A 16,242-nucleotide genomic window follows, 5' to 3' on the forward strand; every position below is an offset into this window, starting at 1 on the left:
CGACAACATGATGTGGAAGCGCTTCCACAGCCAATCGAATGTGATCGAAAGCGAAGGAGTTGTTGTGGTACTAGAGGCATCAGTTGCACTGGAAGAGACGTTCTCGCCACCGGCCGATTCGGTCCTGTGGCACAAGGATTTCCTGATGGGCGCCGCGACCGCGGCATATCAAATCGAAGGCGCGATCGCCGAAGACGGCCGTATCCCGTCGATCTGGGATACCTTCTCGGCGACGCCCGGCAAGACCCTGGCCGGCGACACCGGTGCCGTGGCCTGCGACCACTATCACCGCTGGCAGGGCGACGTCGAGCTGCTGGCCAGCCTGAACGTCGGCGCCTACCGCCTGTCGATCTCCTGGCCGCGCGTGATGACGCAGGACGGCAAGCCGAATGAAAAGGGCATCGCCTTCTACCGCAACCTGCTGAAGGCGCTGCGCGCCAAGGGACTGAAGACCTTCGTCACGCTGTACCACTGGGACCTGCCGCAGCACCTGGAAGACAAGGGCGGCTGGGTCAACCGCGACACCGCCTACCGCTTCGCCGACTACGCCGACATGATCAGCAAGCAGCTGGCCGGCCTGGTCGATTCCTGGGCCACGCTGAACGAGCCCTGGTGCTCGGCGATGCACGGCTACGGCACCGGCCACCACGCGCCGGGCAAGCAGGACGTGGTCTACGCCACGCAGGCCATGCACCACCTGCTGCTGGGCCACGGCCTGGCGGTCCGGCACCTGCGCGCCAACGATCCCGCGGCGCAGGTGGGCATCGTCGCCAACGTCGGCCGCGGCACCAGCACCGATGGCAGCGATGCCGGCCAGCGCGCCGCATGGCTGTTCGAGCTGCAGCACAATAACTGGATCCTCGATCCGCTGCTGAAGAAGTCCTATCCGTCGGCGCTGTGGGAACTGTGGCCGGGCGCCGAGCCGACCATCCTCAAGGGCGACATGGACATCATCGGCGCGCCGCTCGATTTCCTGGGAATTAACTACTACTTCCGCACCAATGTCGTCAGCGACGGCAAGCATGGCTACCTCGAAGTCGACCTGGAAGGCGTGGAGCGCACGCAAATGGGCTGGGAAGTGTATCCGGACGGCCTGCGCCACCTGCTGGTCGGCTTCCATCGCGATTATCCGAACCTGCCGCCGATCTACATCACCGAGAACGGCATGGCCACCGATGATGAAGTGGTCGACAACGACGTCTACGACCGCCAGCGCATCTCGTTCCTGAACCGCCACCTGGCGGCGGTGGACCAGGCGGTGAAGGCCGGCGTCGATGTGCGCGGCTACTTTATCTGGTCGCTGATGGACAATTTCGAGTGGGCCTTTGGTTATGAACGCCGTTTCGGTATCATCCATGTCGACTACGCCACGCAGAAGCGTACGCTGAAACGCAGCGCCAAACTGGTGACGCAATTTTTGGCCGAAAGATCCGCAAAAAGTTAAACATCCGGCAAAGTTATCCGAATAAAATGGGCGCTCGACGCCCACAGGGAGACAGAATGTACAAGGCCACAAAACTGGGCAGCGCCGTCGCGCTGGCCCTGGCAGCCTGCGCAGCCCATGCGCAGGCGCCGCTGAAAGCGACCGTGATCCACTGGTGGACATCGGGCGGCGAGTCGCAGGCGGTCAAGCAGTTTGCGGAGGCATATAACAAGGCCGGCGGCCAGTGGATCGACCAGGCCGTGGCGGGCGCCGACCAATCGCGCGCCACCACCATCAACCGCATCGTCGGCGGCAATGCGCCGACCGCCGCGCAGTTCAACACCTCCAAGCAGTTCCGCGACTTCGTCGACCAGGGCTTGCTGAACAACGTCGACGACGTGGCCATCGCCGGCAAGTGGGACCAGATCATGCCGCCTTCCATCCTGCAGGCGATCAAGATCGACGGCCATTTCTACGCCGCGCCGGTGAACATCCATATGCCGGCCTGGTTCTTCTATTCGAAGGCCGCGTATAAAAAGGCCGGCATCGCCAACGAGCCGCAGACCTGGGACGAATTCCTGGCGCAGCTGGCCAAGCTGAAGGCCGCAGGCGTGGTGCCGCTGGCCTTCGGCGGCCAGGTCTGGCAGGAGAAGATCACTTTCGACGCCATCTTCGCGATGGTCGGCGGCGCCGACCTGTATCTGAAGGTCTACCGCGACCGCGACCAGAAGGCCGTGATGTCGCCGGCCTTCAAGCAGGTGCTGGTCGATTTTAAAAAGCTGAAAGGCTTCGTCGACGCCGGTTCGCCGGGCCGCAACTGGAACGACGCGACCGCGATGGTCGTCAGCGGCAAGGCCGGCGTGCAGATCATGGGCGACTGGGCCAAGGGCGAGTTCGCGGCGGCCAGGCAGGTCGCCGGCAAGGACTTCGGCTGCTTCCCGGGCTTCGGTCCCAAGTCGCCGTACATCGTGGCGGGCGACGCCTTCGTCTTCCCGAAGACCACCAACGCCACCACCATCAAGGCGCAGAAGCTGCTGGCCACCACCGTGACTTCGCCGGCCGCGCAAGTGGCCTTCGCCGCGCGCAAGGGCGCGATCCCGATCCGTGGCGACGTCGATGAATCGCAGCTGGACATTTGCGCGCGCCAGGGCCTGGCCATCATGAAGGACAAGTCGCGCCAGCTGCCGAACACCGAGATGCTGGCGTCGCCGGACACCACCGGCGCGCTGCAGGACGTGCTGACCAGCTACTGGAACAAGAACCAGTCGCCGGACGATGCGCAGAAAGCCTTTGCCCGCGCGCTGAAAGGTGAATAAGCGATGACCAAGAAGCGTCAAAGCGTTTCCATCGCCGCCTACATCGCCATCATCCCGATGGCGCTGACGGTGCTGCTGGCCTACCTGGGCACGATGCTGTGGACGGCCCGCGTGTCGGTCAGCAGCTCGCGCACTTTCCCGGCCAGCGATTTTGTCGGCGCGTCGCAGTACATCCGGCTGTTTAACAACGACCGCTGGCTGCTGTCGCTGCAAAACGTCGCCGTCTACGGCGTGCTGTTCATCGCCGCCTGCCTGATCATCGGCTTCCTGCTGGCGGTCTTCATCGACCAGAAGGTGATGGCCGAAGGCGCGCTGCGCACCATCTTCCTGTATCCGTATGCGATGTCGTTCGTGGCCACTGGCCTGATCTGGCAATGGATCCTGAACCCGGAGCTGGGTATCCAGGAAGTGCTGCACCAGATGGGATTCACCGAGGCCAAGTTCGACTGGATCGTCGACCAGGACATGGCCATCTACACCATCGTCATCGCCACCGTGTGGCAGGCTTCCGGCCTGGTGATGGCGCTGATGCTGTCCGGCCTGCGCGGCGTGGACGAGGAAATCTGGAAGGCCGCCCGCATCGACGGCATCCCGCGCTGGCGGGTCTACCTGAGCATCGTGCTGCCCATGCTGGGCGCATCGGTGTCGACCGCCTTCGTGCTGCTGTTCGTGATGGTGGTCAAGGTGTTCGACTCGGTGGTGGCGATGACCCAGGGCGGCCCCGGCACGGCCAGCGAAGTGCCGGCCAAGTTCATCATGGACTACCTGTTCGGCCGCGCGAATATCGGCCTGGCTTCCGCCGCATCGATCGTGCTGCTGTCCACCGTGCTGGCCATCGTCGCGCCGCTGTACTTCGTGCGCAACCGCCGCGTGGCCAAGGGGGCATGATGGGACAAGTCGTCAAACTCGATAAGGCAGGAATGGACAAGGCAGCATTGGACCAAGCGGCGGCGCATATCGCGGCCGCCAACGACAGCACCATCGCAACGCCGGCGCGGCGCCGCAAGCTGGCGTGGACGCCGGCCCGCATCGGCGTCTACGGTTTCCTGGTCATCGCCGCGCTGTTCTTCCTGCTGCCGCTGTACGTGATGCTGATTACCTCCGTCAAGCCGATGGAAGAGATCCGCCTCGGCACGCTGTTCGCGCTGCCGGTCAAGGCGACGCTGGAGCCATGGCTGCAAGCCTGGTCGTCGGCCTGTACCGGCCTGGAATGCAACGGCATCCGGGGCGGCTTCTGGAACTCGGTCTACATTGTCGTGCCGAGCACCATCCTGTCGATCGCCATCGGCGCCGTCAACGGCTATGCGCTGTCGTTCTGGCGTCCGCGCGGCGCCGGCGTGCTGTTCGCGATCCTGATGATGGGCGCCTTCATTCCGGTGCAGGTGATGGTCTATCCGCTGGTGCGCGTGCTGGCCTCGGTCAACCTGTTCAGCTCCTTGCCCGGCATTGTGCTGATCCACACCATCTTCGGCATGCCGGTGATGACGCTCCTGTTCCGCAACTACTACGCGGCGCTGCCGATGGAGCTGTTCAAGGCGGCGCGCATCGACGGCGGCGGTTTCTGGCGCATCTTCCTGCAGCTGATGCTGCCGATGTCGACGCCGGTGATCGTGGTCGCGGTCATCATGCAGGTGACGGGCATCTGGAACGACTTCCTGCTTGGCCTGGTGTTCGCCGGCTCCGAGCATCTGCCGATGACGGTCCAGCTGAACAACATCATCAACACCACCACCGGCGAACGCCTGTACAACGTCAACATGGCTGCGACCATCCTGACGTCGCTGGTGCCGCTGGCTCTCTATTTCATCTCCGGCCGCTGGTTCGTGCGCGGCATCGCCTCTGGCGCTGTGAAGGGTTAAACATGTCTAACGTAGCTATTCGTAATCTGCAGATCCAGCTGGGCGGCAACAAGGTCATCGAGTCGCTGAACCTCGACGTCAAGGCGGGGGAGTTCGTGGTGCTGCTCGGCCCATCGGGCTGCGGCAAATCGACGCTGCTGCACAGTATCGCGGGCCTAATCGACACCACCTCCGGCCAGATTGAAATCGGCGGCAAGGACATGACCTGGGCCGACCCCAAGGACCGCGGCATCGCGCTGGTGTTCCAGTCGTATGCGCTGTACCCGACCATGAACGTGGAGGCGAATATGTCCTTCGGCCTGCGCATCAACGGCACGCCGAAGGCGGAAATCGCCCGCCGCGTCTCGCGCGCCTCGGACATGCTGCAACTGGGGCCGCTGTTGAAGCGCAAGCCGGCCAACCTGTCGGGCGGACAGCGCCAGCGCGTGGCGATCGGCCGCGCCATCGTGCGCGAGGCCGACGTGATGCTGTTCGATGAGCCCTTGTCCAACCTGGACGCCAAGCTGCGCACCGAGCTGCGCCGCGAGCTGAAGCAGCTGCACAAGCAGCTGGGGGCGACCATGATCTATGTGACCCACGACCAGGTCGAGGCGATGACGCTGGCGCAGCGCATGGCCGTGATGAAGGGCGGCGTGGTGCAGCAGTTCGACACGCCGGCCAATATCTACAACGAACCGGCAAACCTGTTCGTCGCCACCTTCCTCGGCTCGCCGGGCATGAACCTGTTCAAGGGCACGCTGGAGCAGCAGGGCGGCCGTACTATTTTCAGCAACGGGCATATGTCGGTCGACGTGACCGGCTATCCGTTCAAGCAGCCGCACACCGGCGGGCACGCATGCGTGCTGGGCGTGCGGCCGGAGGACATCGACGTCGGCAATTGCGACGGCGCCGATAACGTGGTGTGCGCATCGGTCTCGCTGGTCGAGGCGATGGGTGCGCACCGTGTGTTGTGGCTGGACTTCCACGGTACCCAGGTAGCGGGCATCGTGCAGGACCAGCAGCAGATCGAAACCGAGAAAGACATCAGCTTCTCGATCCGTACCAAGCGTATTTCCCTGTTTGACGGAGCCAGCGAACAGCGGCTTTGACATTGCAAGCCTGTTGTAGTTAGTAGTATCCGGGCCCGCCACGGTATGGCCCGCAGGACCGGTGCGTCCTGTGGTGGAACCGGTTCCACTCGTGCGCATCTCGCCATAGAGCGATGCACGCAAACTTAACTGATGGAAGAAGCGAGGATAGACAAATGAAGAAAACGATTTTAGCTCTCAGCATTGCGCAGATTGTGCAGTGTGCGTTCACCGCCGGCGCGGCGTATGCGCAGCAGGCCGCGCCCGAGGCCCCCGCGGCCAACGACAACATCGAGAAGATCATCGTCACGGCGACCCGCCGCGACACCCTGGTGCAGGACACGCCGCTGGCGATCACCGCCTACACCCAGGACACGCTGGCCAACAACCAGGTCAAGGACCTGGCGACGATGACGGCGATGGTGCCTAGCCTGGTGGTCGAGCCGCACAGCGATTCGGGCGGCGTGCACGTCTACATGCGCGGCGTCGGCTCGGCCAACCACACGGAGCTGGGCGATCCGGCGGTGGCGTTCTATGTGGACGGCGTCTACGTGGCGCGTCCGCAGGGCGCGACCGCGCTGATGTATGACCTCAACCACGTCGAGGTGGCGCGCGGTCCGCAGGGCACCTTGAACGGCCGCAATTCGACCGCCGGCGCGGTCAACCTGGTGTCCGGCGCGCCAAGCACCGCCAAGGTCTTCGGCTCGGCCAGCGTCACCATCGGCGACTACCACCACATCCAGACGCAGGCGATGATGAACATCCCGCTGAGCGACGACATCGCGCTGCGCATCGCCGCGATCAAGGACCAGCACGACGGCTACGTCAACTTCCTCAAGGGCTCCAACGTGCCGTCGGGCGCGCAGAAATACGGCGCCGGCAACCAGCAGGGCGCGCGCGCCTCGCTGCTGTGGAAGTTCACGCCGGACCTGAAGGCGACCTTCATCGCCGACTACTACAGCGATACCGGCGCGGGGAATATCTACCTGTCGGCCGAACCGAAGGCCGGGCAGGACCTGCGTTCGGCGCTGATCGACACGCCGGGCACGCTGGATCAATCGATCATCACCGCCAAATCCAAGGTGCAATGGCGTCCGGTCGACGGCATCGAAGCGCAGTACCTGGGGTCCTGGAGCCGCCTGAAACGCAGCAACGCCAGCGACGCGGACGCCGGTTTCTACCCTGGCTTCAAGGCCGAGAACCGCACCGAATGGGGCCAGTTCGACAGCGTCTCCAACGAGCTGCAATTGCGCTCGGACTCGGAAGCGGCGCTGCAATGGGTGGGCGGCCTGTTCTTCTTCCGCGAGAAAAACAAGATCCGCTTCGACATCGACCGCAGCCAGATTTCGGAAGCGATGCTGGCGCAGGATATCGCCAGCGGCAGCGTGATCTTCGTGCAGCCGACCGTGGGCCAGTATGCCTCGGCCATGTCCTTCATCCAGGGCGACCGCGAGCTGCATTCGAAAGCCGCCTTTGCCCAAGCCAGCTACGAGATCGACCCGGTGTGGAAGCTCACCGCCGGCGCGCGCTACACCAAGGACCACAAGTTCGACATCGGCGGCCAGAACTGGGCCTGCCCGAACTGGCCCGACAACGCGCCGCGCGGCGCCACGCTGACGCCCAACCAGATCGCCCAGCTGGTCACGCCGGGCACCGGCACCATCAACACGCACAACATCGGACCTGGCGGCGTCGTGAACCAGTCCACCTGCGGCAATACCTACGGCGACAACACGGCCGATCTGGCCTACGGCCAGGCGACCTGGCTGGGCCGCGTCGAGTACAAGCCGACCAAGGACATCCTGACTTTCGCCTCGGTGACGACCGGCTTCCACTCGCCGGCCATCGGCGACGGCGGCGCCACCACCAAGCCTGAAAAGCTGACCAGCTACGAGATCGGCTTCAAGTCGGACCTGTTCGACCGCACGCTGTCCCTGAACCTGGATGCGTTCTGGATGAAGTACAAGGACAAGCTGGAGTCGCAAGTGGTCAACAACACGCTGCAGAACTTCAACGCCGCCGGCGCCTCGGTCAAGGGTATCGAAGCCGAATGGAGCTATCGTCCTACCAGTGCCGACCGCTTCACCGGCAACGCCACTTGGCTGAAAGCGCGCTACGACGACTTCCTGTCGTGCGACGTCGACGCCGCGCGCGCCAACGGCCAGTCCTGCGGCACCACCGCGCCGACCGTCAACGTGGGCGGCAGCACGCTGAAGCACGCGCCGACGTTCGCCACCACGCTGATGTACGAGCATGATTTCGACACCGGCAAGGGCCGCTTCACGCCACGGATATCGGCGCACTACGAGACCGAATCGTTCGTCGGTTCGGGCGCGTTCAACACCGATGTGCCGGGCCATGCCGGCGTCAAGCAGCAGCAGGCCTACACCACGCTGGACCTGAGCGTGCGCTACGAGCCGCGCGGCAAGGCCTACACGGCCGAGCTGTTCGTCAACAACGCCACCGACAAGGAAGTGAAGTACGACGCGATCGAAGTCTGCACGCAGGTCGGTGCGCCATGCCAGCCGACGCAGCAGATCTGGGCGGCGTACTACAACAACCCGCGCACCTTCGGCGCGCGCGTGTCGATGAAGTTCTGATTGTCGTAGAGGGGTAGTGGTCCTTGGGCTGGCAGCAATGCCAGCCTTTTTTTATGCGCCGGCGCTACACCCAGCGCAGCACCTGCAGCACGACGATGAAGTAGAGGACCAGCGCGATGCCGCCGAAGTTTCCCGCAGCGCCGGAGGTGCGGGAGCCCAGCCAGACCACGATAAATACCAGCGCCGCCCACACCGTCCAGGTCAGGTAGTCGGAGAAGAACTTCAGCGGCCACCATTTGCGGTCCGGCACGGGGACTTCGGCCTGTGGCACCGGTGGCGATTGCTGGCCGGCCTGCGCCGCCGGTATCAGGAACTCCACGATATCCGCGGTTTTTTCCAGGAAGGCGTCATGGCCGCCGGTGATGTACTTGATATTCCTGACCGGCTGCCGGTCGGGGCCCGGATCGCCGGCGGTGAAGCCGTTGAAGCCGGCGCTGCCGATATCGTTCCCCAACAGGACGATGGGCCGCATCTCAAAGAAGTGCGGCAACAGCGCCACCACCCAGTCGTCCTCCGCCACGTAGTTGTCGACCTGCTCCACCTGGCCGCGATCAAAAATCTTCTTCCATTGATAGTCTTGCGGGACCACGCTGCCGCCGAGCACCAGCCGTTTTATCTTCATCGAGCGGTACTTCTCCAACGCGCCGGCAAGCAGATAGGTGCCGTTGCTATGGCCGATGAAGTGGATCTCCTGGACTTGAGGGTAGCGGGCCAGCGTTTCGGTGTACTGATCCATGAACCAGTTCACGTATTTCTGGCGGTCGCGCCGCAGCAGGAACTGCCCCATGCCGAAGTAGCCGTAGCGGACCGACGCGATGGCGAGCTTGTCCCCGGGCGCCGCTCTTTTTGCCATCTGCCCTTACGGTCTCCACGCCGCTATAGCCGGGATTGTTCTTCTCCCGGTCCAGCATCCAGCGCATCCACCCCAGGCGCAGATCGGCGACAAAGGGCGAGCCGCTTTGCACCCCGAGCACCAGCTGCCCGTTGTGCGTGAGATTGCCGAACCATGCCAGGCCGCCCAGCGTGGCATAGGTGTACCAGCGCATGTCCGCCGGCTTCTGGCCTGATACGTCCCAGCCGCGGTTCATCCCCGCGAGCAGTATCATGCGCTAGACCTGCTTGTGCCATGGCGCTTCCGCCTGCGCCGGGGCGGGCGTGTAGTGGTCGTCTCCGGCGCCCCGGCCGGCCGACAGCAGCATCGCCTTGCGCGCCAGCAGCGCCCCCATGCTGTTGCAGACGACGACCAGGCGGGCGTACTTCTTCCTGTCCCATTCGGCCTGCGCGTGCTTGCTGATGAGGTCCGCGATGGCGATCGGATTGGCATTGGACAGGTAGTGCGACGGATAGCCGATGGTGGCGACGTCGCCGGACTGGCGCCGCAGCGTGCGCACCCGCCGCAGCGATTCCTGCTGCGCCGCGGCCTGCGAATCGGGTCCCGGCACCAGCAGGTATCAGGTGTCGATGTTGCTGCCCGTGCCGGCGTCGCGCTGGACGTCGACCTTCGGCAACTCCGGTTCGCGATCGTCGCGCGAGGCCAGCTTGCCCCAGACCGCGCCGGCCAGCAGCAGCGCCAGTATCGTCACGGGGACCATCTCCAGTATTTTCATGAATAGTTCCATGTTCGCGGGTTGTCAGGGTTGCGTCGCGCGGGCGCGGGTCAGGTCGTAGATCAGCTTCCCCATCTCGTGCCGATAGATGTCGCTGTGGGCGCCGCCGCCGGTGCGATAAGCGTTTTCCCGGATCAAGGCGTTGGCGTTGACGTAGATGATGTTGCTTTCAGGATTAAGACCATCCCACGCGTACGCGCCGTCCGGGGCCGCCTTCGCGCATCGCAGATGGCGGTCCTGGCGCTCGCACTGCTGGTCGTAGCTGCGGTCGTCGCCGGCGTACAGGCCCCAGAAGGGTTTGTTCATCGCGGTGTCGTTGACCGAAGAAGTCAGCACCATGTTGTGGACGTTGGTGCAGCCTTCCGGATAATGGATGCCGTCGTCGTCCTTGCCAAACAGCCGCTCGGACAGGAAGGCTCCCTGCAGGTTGATCACATGGTCGACCGGCGCGCGCACCGGTGGATGCCGGCTGTCGATGATGATCGGGCCGACGCAGGCCGCGGCGCTGACTGCGCGGCTGCCGAAACTGTGGCCGATGGCGATGATGGGCAGCTTGCCGCGCGCCGGTTCGACCGTATCGTGCAGGAGCACCGCCAGCCAGCTCAGGCCAAGTTCGTCGGCGTCGTGCGCCTTGTACGGGAAGCTGACCCCTTTGAACACGGGATCGATCCAGGCGCTGGCCCACATGCTGGGCCAGGTCACGCCGATCACCAGCGGCTCGAAGCGGCGCGATCCCGCCGCCTGTTTCATGCTGTTGACGATGCCGTTGAAGTTGCGCACCGCCTCTTCCTGGGCGGTGTTCCAGCCCATCGTGATGATCACCAGGTCGGTGTATTTCTTGCTGTCGACCTTTTTCGCCAGCGCCTCCTTGAGTTTGTCGAGCGCGCGCCAGCTGTCGCTGAAAGCGGTGCTGGTGTCCGCCGTGGCTGGCGCGGCGTCGGCGCAGCCGTGGGCCAGCTGCGGCGTGTCCAGGATCGTGTACAGGTTGTAGAGCGTGCAGTTGCTGCGCGCCGCCGGGCTGCTTTGGACGATATGGGTGACGTACAGCAGCTTGCCGTCGTTGAATTTGTCGCGCGCCTTGGCGATGCTCAATCCCGCTTCCGGCGTGTCCTTGAACTGCACGTCGCCGACGCGGGTGATGCGCTCGCGCGGGCTTTTCTCCACGCCGACGATGTAGCCGTCGTATTGCAGGCTGAGTTCCTCGGGATAGTAGAGGACGGAATGAAACAGGCTGGTGATCGCGCCGTCGGTATCCAGCGTCTTTTCGGCCGGCGCCAAGCGGCGCCGGACGTCCGTGTCCGGCAAGGTGCTGCAGGCGCAGAGCAGGAGGGTGCACAACAAAACCAGGCGATGCGCTTGCATGGGAATTCCCCGTCAGAAGTTTGGTTGTCGAAATAATATTTTCAGATAAGAAATTTACAATAGGAAATGGTCGCGAATGTACGCGGATTGTCACAGCGCGCGTTTTTCGGCGCCGGATACAACAACGGCTGCCTCAGGCAGCCGTGCGGGTGGAAGGGGGGCGGGGCTCAGCGCAGGGCGACGGAGCCGCGTTTGGTGACGGTGACCGGGAACTCGCGCATGATTTCGTGCTGGGTGCCGTAGCACAGGTTGAGCAGCCAGCGCACGGCGTTCTGCGTCAGCTGCTGCATCGGGATGTGCACCGAGGTCAGTCCCGGCGACGAGAATTCGGCCGAGTAGTCGTCGTCGTAGCCAACGATGGAGACGTCGTCCGGCACGCGGATGCCGGCGCGGTGGAAGCACGACATCGCGCCGATCGCCATTTCATCGTTCGCGCAGAACAAGCCGGTGAAGCCGCGGCCCTCATTGACCAGCCGCTGCGCCGCGCCGAAGCCGCCTTCGCGCGAGAAGTCCGATTCAATCAGCTTGACCGATTCGCGCGCGATGCCATGCCTGGCCAGTTCGTCGAAGAAACCGTCCACGCGCTCCTTGTTGTCCGAGGTGCCGGACGGCCCCGAGATCACCGCCAGCTCGCGATGGCCCGCTTCCAGCAAGGTCTGCGCCGCCAGCTCGCCGCCGTGATAGTGGTCGGGGCAGAACGAGGCCAGCTCCAGTTGCGCGCTGCGGCGGTTCAGGAAGGCCATCTTCGGATGCATCTTCTGCAGCATGATCAAGTCTTCGTCATACAGATCGTGCCCCAGCACGACGATGCCGTCGCAATCGCGGCCGATCAAGAACTTGACCGCTTCGATCGCCTCGTCGCGCGGCGTGCCGTCGCCGCAGCCGGTGGCCACCACCACGTGGCGGCGCATGGCGCGCAGCTCGATGTCGGTCTGCTTGAGGATGGTGCCGTAGTAGGCGCCGAAGAACGACGGCGCGAAGATGCCGATCATCCCCAGCGACTGCGCCGACAGCGAGCGGCCGATGGAGGAGGGGCGGAAGTTGAGTTGTTCGATTGCGGCCTGGACCTTTTTCATCGCTTCGGCCGATACCGGGCCGGCGCCTGAAATGGCGCGCGATGCTGTCGACATGCCTACACCGGCTAGCATTGCGACGTCTTTCAGTGTTGCCACAAAATCTCCTGAACTGAATGGGATGGCCGGCGCAACAAGCATCTGCGGCGTGCCACTGGGTTGACCTCTATCCTATCATGTTCTCCCTATGGAGAATGGGGTATAATGCTCGATTGCTCGTAATTTTCATGGCGTATTAAGCAACCAATCATGCAATCGCAACCACTCTCACGACTCCCCAAGCCAGCCGCAGGCGCGCCAGCACCCAAAGTGGGCTTCGTCTCGCTCGGCTGCCCCAAAGCGCTGGTCGACTCCGAACAGATCCTGACCCAGCTGCGCGCTGAAGGTTACGAGACCGCCAAGTCCTACGATGGCGCCGATCTGGTGATCGTCAATACCTGCGGCTTCATCGACGCCGCCGTGCAGGAATCGCTGGACGCCATCGGCGAAGCGCTGGCCGAAAACGGCAGGGTGATCGTGACCGGCTGCCTGGGCGCGAAAAAAGACGCCGCCGGCGACGACATCATCATGAAGGTGCACCCGAAGGTGCTGGCCGTGACCGGCCCGCACGCGCTGGCCGAGGTGATGGACTCGGTCCACCTGCACCTGCCGAAACCGCACGAGCCGTTCCTGGACCTGATCCCGGCGCAGGGCGTCAAGCTGACACCCAAGCACTACGCCTACCTGAAGATCTCCGAAGGCTGCAACCACCGCTGCTCGTTCTGCATCATCCCGTCGATGCGCGGCGACCTGGTCTCGCGCCCGATCGGTGAGCTGATGCTGGAAGCGGAAAACCTGTTCAAGTCCGGCGTCAAGGAACTGCTGGTGATCTCGCAGGACACCTCGGCCTACGGCGTCGACGTCAAGTTCCGCACCGGTTTCTGGAACGGCCGTCCGATCAAGACCCATATGACCCAGTTGATGGAAGCGTTGGGCGAGCTGGCCAAGTCCTATGGCGCCTGGGTGCGCATGCACTACGTGTATCCCTACCCGCACGTCGACCAGGTGATTCCGATGATGGGCGAGCACATCCTGCCTTACCTGGACATCCCGATGCAGCACGCGCACCCCGACGTGCTGAAGCGCATGAAGCGTCCGGCCAGCGGCGAGAAAAACCTGGACCGCATCCAGGCCTGGCGCAAGATGAATCCGGACCTGACGATCCGTTCGACCTTCATCGCCGGCTTCCCTGGCGAGACCGAGGCCGAATTCGAATACCTGCTGGACTTCCTGAAGGAAGCGCAGATCGACCGCCTGGGCTGCTTCGCCTACTCGCCGGTGGAGGGCGCGACCGCCAACGAGATCGCCAATCCGGTACCGGAAGAGGTGCGCGAAGAGCGTCGCGGCCGCGTGATGCTGCTGCAGGAAGAGATTTCGAAGGCGCGCCTGAAAGCCAAGGTCGGCAAGACCGTGCGCGTGCTGATCGATGAAGTCAACCGCAGCGGCGGCGTCGGCCGCTCCAGCGCGGACGCGCCGGAAATCGACGGCGTGGTCTACGTCAAGCCGCCGTACGAGCCGCACAAGAAGCTGGCGGTCGGCCAGTTCTTCGACGTCAAGATCACGACGTCCGACGCCCATGACTTGTGGGGCGAGGCACTGTAAAATGAAGGCGGACTGCATGTCCGCCTTTTTTTTCGCCTGAATTTTCGTCCGAAGCAAACCATGATGACCATCAAAAAAACCCCGCAGACCGCACTGATACACACCGACTATCAAGCGCCGGAAGGCTTCGCCGCCTTCCCGAGCGCGATCCATCATGCGTCCACGGTGCTGTTCAAGAACGTCGCGGCCATGCGCTCGGGCGAGTGGAAAGAGAAGAACGCCTATACCTACGGCCTGCACGGCACGCCGACCACCTTCACGCTGGAAGCGCGCCTGGCGGAAATCGAAGACGGCAAGTACTGCCTGCTGGCGCCGAGCGGCCTGGCGGCGATCGCGATGGTCGATTTCGCGCTGCTGAAAAGCGGCGACGATGTGCTGCTGCCCGATAACGTTTACAACCCCAACCGCGAGCTGGGACGCTGGCTGTCGGCCGACTTCGGCATCACCGCGCGCTACTACGATCCGCTGGTCGGCGCCGGCATCGCTGAGCTGATCCAGCCGAACACCAAGTTGATCTGGACCGAGGCGCCGGGTTCGGTGTCGATGGAAGTGCCGGACCTGCCGGCCATCTGCAAGGCGGCGCACGAGCGCGGCGTGCTGGTCGCGCTGGACAATACCTGGTCGGCCGGCCTGGCGCTGCGCGCCTTCGACCTCGGCGTCGACATCATCATGCAGGCGCTGACCAAGTACCAGTCTGGCGGCTCGGATGTGCTGATGGGCGCCGTCATCACGCGCGACCGCGAACTGCACGACCGTATCAGCCTGTCGCATATGCGGCTGGGCATGGGCGTCGGCGCGGACGACGCCTACCTGGTGTCGCGCGGCCTGCCGACCATGCGTTTGCGCTTCGACGCGCACGACGCGGCGGCGCGCAAGCTGGCCGCCTGGCTGCAGGCGCGGCCCGAGATCACCAAGGTGCTGCATCCGGCGTTTACCGATTGCCCCGGCCATGAGATCTGGAAGCGCGACTTCAGCGGCGCAGGGGGCTTGTTCTCCGTGCTGTTCGACGAGCGCTTTACCGAAGCGCAGACCGACCGCTTTGTCGATTCGCTCAAGTTCTTCAAGATCGGCTACAGCTGGGGCGGCGCCAACAGCCTGGTCATGCCGTACCGGATACAGCACATGCGCAAGGATTGGAAGGACAAGGGCATCCTGGTGCGCTTCAACGTCGGCCTGGAAGACGTCAACGATTTGATCGCCGACATCGAGCGCGCGATGGGAGAAATGCAGTGAGTAAGTTCTGGAGCGATGTGGTGCACGGCCTGACGCCTTATACGCCGGGCGAGCAGGTGCAGATGCCTAACCTGGTCAAGCTGAACACCAACGAGAATCCCTACGGCCCGTCGCCGAAAGCGCTGGCGGCCATGCGGGAGGCGGTGGGCGATTCGCTGCGCAAGTACTCGGACCCGAACGGCACGGTCGTCAAGGACGCCGTCGCGCGCCGCTTCGGCCTGGCGCGCGAGCAGGTCTTTGTCGGCAACAGCTCGGACGAAGTGCTGGCGCATACCTTCCACGCGCTGCTCAAGCACGCGCTGCCGCTGCTCACCCCGGACATCAGCTACAGCTTCTATCCGACCTATTGCAGCCTGTACGGCATCGAGGCGGTGCAGGTGCCGCTGAATGCGCGCTTCGAGATCGACGTCAAGGATTATAGCCAGCCGTGCGGCGCCATCATCATCGCCAACCCGAACGCGCCGACCGGCATCGCGCTGCCGCTCAGCGATATCGAGGCGCTGCTGGCCGCGCATCCTGACCAGGTGGTGGTGGTCGACGAGGCCTACGTGGATTTCGGCGCCGACAGCGCCATCGCGCTGCTGGGCCGCCATGACAATCTGCTGGTGATCCAGACGCTGTCCAAATCGCGCTCGCTGGCGGGATTGCGGGTCGGCTTCGCGGTCGGCCATCCGGACCTGATCGCGGGGCTGGAACGGGTCAAGAACAGCTTCAACTGCTACCCGCTGGGACAGGTCGCCCAGGCCGGCGCGGTCGCCGCGATCGACGACGTGGCCTACATGGAGCAGACTTCGCAGGCCATCATCGCCACGCGCGCGTGGCTGACGGCGCAGATGCAGGCGCTGGGCTTCGAGGTGCTGCCGTCGCACGCCAACTTCATCTTCACGCGCCACCCGCGGCACGACGGCGCGGCGCTGGCGGCGGGGCTGCGCGAGCGTTCCATCCTCGTGCGCCACTTCAAGGCGGCGCGCATCGACCAGTTCCTGCGCATCTCCATCGGCACCGACGACGAATGCGCGCGTCTCGTGGAAGCGCTGCGCGAAATTCTCTGACGGCCGGCG

At 64.1% G+C, this 16,242-nt stretch carries 14 protein-coding genes; 9 read left to right on the forward strand and 5 right to left on the reverse strand.

Annotated features, from left to right (window positions below):
* Positions 1 to 10: 10 nt before the first annotated feature.
* From ACEN9F_RS00485 to ACEN9F_RS00510, 6 genes are all read left to right on the forward strand, one after another.
* Positions 11 to 1,444 (forward strand): GH1 family beta-glucosidase, encoded by a 1,434-nt coding sequence (locus ACEN9F_RS00485; RefSeq protein WP_413426924.1) that lies wholly within the window; start codon positions 11 to 13, stop codon positions 1,442 to 1,444.
* Between the two features lie 56 nt (positions 1,445 to 1,500).
* Positions 1,501 to 2,739: an ABC transporter substrate-binding protein gene (locus ACEN9F_RS00490; protein ID WP_413416735.1), complete on the forward strand. Its 1,239-nt coding sequence runs from the start codon at positions 1,501 to 1,503 to the stop codon at positions 2,737 to 2,739.
* A gap of 3 nt (positions 2,740 to 2,742) precedes the next feature.
* On the forward strand, positions 2,743 to 3,627 hold the full coding sequence (locus ACEN9F_RS00495; RefSeq protein WP_413416737.1) for a carbohydrate ABC transporter permease: 885 nt from the start codon (positions 2,743 to 2,745) through the stop codon (positions 3,625 to 3,627).
* Positions 3,624 to 4,598 carry a carbohydrate ABC transporter permease gene (locus ACEN9F_RS00500; protein ID WP_413416739.1) on the forward strand — a complete coding sequence of 325 codons (975 nt, stop codon included), beginning with the start codon at positions 3,624 to 3,626 and terminating at the stop codon, positions 4,596 to 4,598. The genes ACEN9F_RS00495 and ACEN9F_RS00500 overlap by 4 nt, the downstream gene beginning before the upstream one ends.
* A 2-nt stretch (positions 4,599 to 4,600) precedes the next feature.
* A complete protein-coding gene (locus ACEN9F_RS00505; protein ID WP_413416741.1) occupies positions 4,601 to 5,686 on the forward strand; it encodes an ABC transporter ATP-binding protein in 1,086 nt (361 codons plus the stop codon).
* A 155-nt stretch (positions 5,687 to 5,841) separates the two neighbouring features.
* Entirely contained in the window at positions 5,842 to 8,265 is a 2,424-nt protein-coding gene (locus ACEN9F_RS00510; protein ID WP_413416743.1) for a TonB-dependent receptor, read from the forward strand.
* Positions 8,266 to 8,329: 64 nt separating this feature from the next.
* Here the strand turns inward: ACEN9F_RS00510 and ACEN9F_RS00515 are convergent, their stop codons facing one another.
* From ACEN9F_RS00515 to ACEN9F_RS00535, 5 genes are all read right to left on the reverse strand, one after another.
* Positions 8,330 to 9,118 carry a hypothetical protein gene (locus ACEN9F_RS00515; protein ID WP_413416745.1) on the reverse strand — a complete coding sequence of 263 codons (789 nt, stop codon included), beginning with the start codon at positions 9,116 to 9,118 and terminating at the stop codon, positions 8,330 to 8,332.
* Positions 9,119 to 9,374: 256 nt separating this feature from the next.
* The gene (locus ACEN9F_RS00520) at positions 9,375 to 9,707 is read right to left on the reverse strand and encodes a hypothetical protein (protein WP_413416747.1); all 333 of its coding nucleotides are present in this window, start codon (positions 9,705 to 9,707) and stop codon (positions 9,375 to 9,377) included.
* A gap of 9 nt (positions 9,708 to 9,716) precedes the next feature.
* Positions 9,717 to 9,872: a hypothetical protein gene (locus tag ACEN9F_RS00525; RefSeq protein ID WP_413416749.1), complete on the reverse strand. Its 156-nt coding sequence runs from the start codon at positions 9,870 to 9,872 to the stop codon at positions 9,717 to 9,719.
* A gap of 24 nt (positions 9,873 to 9,896) precedes the next feature.
* The gene (locus tag ACEN9F_RS00530; RefSeq protein ID WP_413416751.1) at positions 9,897 to 11,234 is read right to left on the reverse strand and encodes a hypothetical protein; all 1,338 of its coding nucleotides are present in this window, start codon (positions 11,232 to 11,234) and stop codon (positions 9,897 to 9,899) included.
* A 167-nt stretch (positions 11,235 to 11,401) separates the two neighbouring features.
* Entirely contained in the window at positions 11,402 to 12,406 is a 1,005-nt protein-coding gene (locus ACEN9F_RS00535; protein WP_413416752.1) for a LacI family DNA-binding transcriptional regulator, read from the reverse strand.
* Positions 12,407 to 12,556: 150 nt separating this feature from the next.
* On the opposite strand from ACEN9F_RS00535, the gene rimO reads away from it, so the two are divergent.
* From rimO to hisC, 3 genes are all read left to right on the forward strand, one after another.
* On the forward strand, positions 12,557 to 13,948 hold the full coding sequence (rimO, locus tag ACEN9F_RS00540; RefSeq protein WP_413416755.1) for a 30S ribosomal protein S12 methylthiotransferase RimO: 1,392 nt from the start codon (positions 12,557 to 12,559) through the stop codon (positions 13,946 to 13,948).
* A 63-nt stretch (positions 13,949 to 14,011) separates the two neighbouring features.
* Positions 14,012 to 15,181, forward strand: coding sequence for a cystathionine beta-lyase (locus ACEN9F_RS00545; RefSeq protein ID WP_413426926.1), 1,170 nt, complete (start codon positions 14,012 to 14,014; stop codon positions 15,179 to 15,181).
* The gene (hisC, locus tag ACEN9F_RS00550; protein WP_413416757.1) at positions 15,178 to 16,233 is read left to right on the forward strand and encodes a histidinol-phosphate transaminase; all 1,056 of its coding nucleotides are present in this window, start codon (positions 15,178 to 15,180) and stop codon (positions 16,231 to 16,233) included. The genes ACEN9F_RS00545 and hisC overlap by 4 nt, the downstream gene beginning before the upstream one ends.
* The last annotated feature ends 9 nt before the right edge of the window (positions 16,234 to 16,242 follow it).

Origin of the sequence: Duganella sp. CT11-25, from assembly GCF_047302815.1 — a bacterium.
Classification (GTDB): domain Bacteria; phylum Pseudomonadota; class Gammaproteobacteria; order Burkholderiales; family Burkholderiaceae_D; genus Rugamonas.

Coding starts and splice junctions, on each gene's coding strand:
- ACEN9F_RS00495 (WP_413416737.1), top strand. CDS start 2,743: ATGACCAAGAAGCGTCAAAGCGTTTCCATCGCCGCCTACATCGCCATC.
- ACEN9F_RS00505 (WP_413416741.1), top strand. CDS start 4,601: ATGTCTAACGTAGCTATTCGTAATCTGCAGATCCAGCTGGGCGGCAAC.
- ACEN9F_RS00500 (WP_413416739.1), top strand. CDS start 3,624: ATGATGGGACAAGTCGTCAAACTCGATAAGGCAGGAATGGACAAGGCA.
- ACEN9F_RS00485 (WP_413426924.1), top strand. CDS start 11: ATGTGGAAGCGCTTCCACAGCCAATCGAATGTGATCGAAAGCGAAGGA.
- ACEN9F_RS00545 (WP_413426926.1), top strand. CDS start 14,012: ATGACCATCAAAAAAACCCCGCAGACCGCACTGATACACACCGACTAT.
- rimO (WP_413416755.1), top strand. CDS start 12,557: ATGCAATCGCAACCACTCTCACGACTCCCCAAGCCAGCCGCAGGCGCG.
- ACEN9F_RS00515 (WP_413416745.1), bottom strand. CDS start 9,118: ATGGCAAAAAGAGCGGCGCCCGGGGACAAGCTCGCCATCGCGTCGGTC.
- ACEN9F_RS00530 (WP_413416751.1), bottom strand. CDS start 11,234: ATGCAAGCGCATCGCCTGGTTTTGTTGTGCACCCTCCTGCTCTGCGCC.
- ACEN9F_RS00490 (WP_413416735.1), top strand. CDS start 1,501: ATGTACAAGGCCACAAAACTGGGCAGCGCCGTCGCGCTGGCCCTGGCA.
- ACEN9F_RS00525 (WP_413416749.1), bottom strand. CDS start 9,872: ATGAAAATACTGGAGATGGTCCCCGTGACGATACTGGCGCTGCTGCTG.
- ACEN9F_RS00510 (WP_413416743.1), top strand. CDS start 5,842: ATGAAGAAAACGATTTTAGCTCTCAGCATTGCGCAGATTGTGCAGTGT.